General features: G+C 65.0%; 2 protein-coding genes. Both read left to right on the top strand.

Annotation, left to right across the window (positions count from 1 at the left end; all coding sequences use genetic code 11):
- Positions 1-128 precede the first annotated feature (128 nt).
- The gene (locus GGQ64_RS27520) at positions 129-1,037 is read left to right on the top strand and encodes a tyrosine-type recombinase/integrase (protein WP_183808489.1); all 909 of its coding nucleotides are present in this window, start codon (positions 129-131) and stop codon (positions 1,035-1,037) included.
- A 3-nt stretch (positions 1,038-1,040) separates the two neighbouring features.
- Entirely contained in the window at positions 1,041-2,234 is a 1,194-nt protein-coding gene (locus tag GGQ64_RS27515) for an IS91 family transposase (protein WP_183808488.1), read from the top strand.
- The last annotated feature ends 313 nt before the right edge of the window (positions 2,235-2,547 follow it).

Raw genomic sequence — 2,547 nt, 5'->3', positions numbered from 1 at the left:
GAACGAACCCGCTGCGCGGGAGGGCGTCTGCGGTTGAGGTAGAGGGCACATGCTGGAGGTTGCGCCTGGATTGAACGTCGTCCGGCAAAGGCAGAGCATGACGAGCTTCTTCAAAAAGGAGCCTGACCATGCAGCACCCCCATCTCGACACGCGCGTCAGCCCGCTACGCCAGCGGTTGATCGATGACATGAACATGCGGCGTTTCTCACGCGAAACGCAGCGCAACTATCTCCGCGACATCGGTCGCCTGGCAACCTTCCTCGGGCGTTCACCAGACACGGCGACCGCCGACGACCTGCGCCGGTTCCAGATCGAGCAGCAGGAGGGTGGCGTTCCCGTTCCGACGATGAACAGCATCGTGTCGGCGCTACGGTTCTTCTTCACCCAGACCCTCGATCGCCCGGACCTGGCGCGCAGGCTCGTCCGGCTGGCGCATCCTCGGAACCTGCCTGTGGTGCTGAGCCGCGACGAGGTTGCCCGGTTACTCAATGCCACCACCTGCCTCAAGCACCAGGCAGCATTGTCGGTCGCCTATGGCGCCGGCCTACGTGTTGCGGAGGTCTCCATGCTGAAGGTCGCCGACGTCGACAGCGAGCGGATGCTGCTGCGCGTCGAGCGTGGCAAGGGCGGGCGCTATCGCAATGCCATGCTTTCGGAGGGTCTGCTCACCCTGCTGCGCCAGTGGTGGAAGGTGGGGCGGCAGCAAGGTGTGATGCATCGCGACGGCTGGTTATTCCCTGGCCAACACGCAATGAAGCCGATCAGCACGCGGCAGCTCTATCGGATCGTCGTTGAGGCGGCCCAGGCCGCCGACATCGCCAAGCGGGTCGGGCCGCATACGCTGCGCCACAGCTTCGCCACCCACCTGCTGGAGGACGGCACGGACATTCGGATCATCCAGGTCCTGCTCGGGCACGCAAAACTCAACAACACCGCCCTCTATGCCAAGGTGGCGACCAGGACGGTCCGCACGGTTACGAGTCCGCTCGACAAGCTCGGCTTGTTCAAGCCGGCAGAGGCCTTCCCCGACGTTTGAGCCTTGCGTGCCTTGATCGAGGTCGCCCACATCTTCCGTGCTGCCGGCGCGGCATACCGGCGCGCGCATGCAGGACATCTGAGCCTGCCGCAACTGAAGGTGATGTCGGCGGTGGAGAACTGCCGCACTGCTGCCCTCGGCGGTCACGTCGAGGCCTGCGAGGACTGCGGCCAGCGGCGGATCGCCTACAACTCGTGCCGCAATCGGCATTGCCCAAGGTGCCAGGGCGCAGCGGCACGGACATGGCTCGCCGAACGCGAGGCTGATCTGCTTCCAGTCGGCTACTTCCACGTCGTGTTCACCCTGCCGGCCGAGATCGCCGATATAGCGTTCCAGAACAAGGCGCTCGTCTATGACCTGCTGTTCAAGGCGGCGTCGGAGACGATGCTGACCATCGCGGTCGATCGCAAACACCTCGGCGCGCGCATCGGCATCACCGCCGTGCTCCACACCTGGGGATCGGCGATGACGCACCATCCGCATGTGCACATGATTGTTCCGGGCGGCGGCATCACGCCAGACGGAAGTCGATGGATATCATCGCGCCGGGCCTTCCTGCTTCCGGTACGCGTACTCAGCAAGCTGTTTCGAAGACTGTTCCTCGCCAAGCTGGTCGCTCTGCACGAGGCCGGGCGGCTCGGCTTCTTCGGCACCTTTGCTCATCTCGCCGAGCGGCGGGCATTCCTGCGGCATCTGTTGCCGGTCCGGAAGAAGCGCTGGGTGGTCTATGCCAAGGCGCCGTTCGCGGGGCCGGAGGCAGTGCTCGCCTACCTGTCACGCTACACCCACCGGGTCGCAATCTCGAACCGCCGCCTGATCACCTTCGACGAAACTGGCGTCACCTTCCGCTACAAGAACTACCGCCGCGGCTGCGCGGACCGGCAGCAGATCATGACGCTCGCGGTCGATGAGTTCATCCGCCGCTTCCTGCTCCATGTCTTGCCGCGTGGCTTCCATCGTATCCGGCACTACGGCCTGCTCGCCGGCTCAGCCCGCAAGACCAGCCTAGCGCTCGCACGCGAACTCCTGCACGTCGCCGCACCAGCCGACAACGGCACACCAGGCGAACAGGATGACTTCCGCCCGCCATGCCCCTGCTGCGGCGGACGAATGATCGTCATCGAGATGTTCGAATGCTGGAAGCAGCCGCGCGGACCGCCGGATGCGACGGCGACGAACCGGGAGACGGCTTCATGACTCGGCATGGCATGGTCAAGACTTCAGTCGCAGGCGTCACGCCGCTTCCGGCAACCGACCCGCATGCGTCCGTGGCGATCATTGCCGCCGACAGGGTCGCGGCGAGCCTGGGCCAGACCCGGAACGCCGCGCGGGTGCGCAAAGAAGCGACCTGCCCGCCATCCAACATTCCACTCTCTGACTGCGATCCTGCTACCGCGCACATGAGCCGCAGATCGAAATCTCCATAGCCTTCGACTGGGGTCCGCGGGTTCCTTCCTCGGGGACTTTCGTACGCCTCGCGGCGCCCGAAACTCTTCACGGAAGCGGACTG

The sequence above is a fragment of the Mycoplana azooxidifex genome (genome assembly GCF_014196765.1).
In the GTDB taxonomy this organism is placed as follows: Bacteria; Pseudomonadota; Alphaproteobacteria; order Rhizobiales; family Rhizobiaceae; genus Mycoplana; species Mycoplana azooxidifex.
This window is presented reverse-complemented; position numbering and strand designations above follow the sequence as displayed.

What these genes read in the sequence shown, in the direction of transcription:
- GGQ64_RS27520 (WP_183808489.1), top strand. Translation starts at nt 129, where the DNA reads ATGCAGCACCCCCATCTCGACACGCGCGTCAGCCCGCTACGCCAGCGG.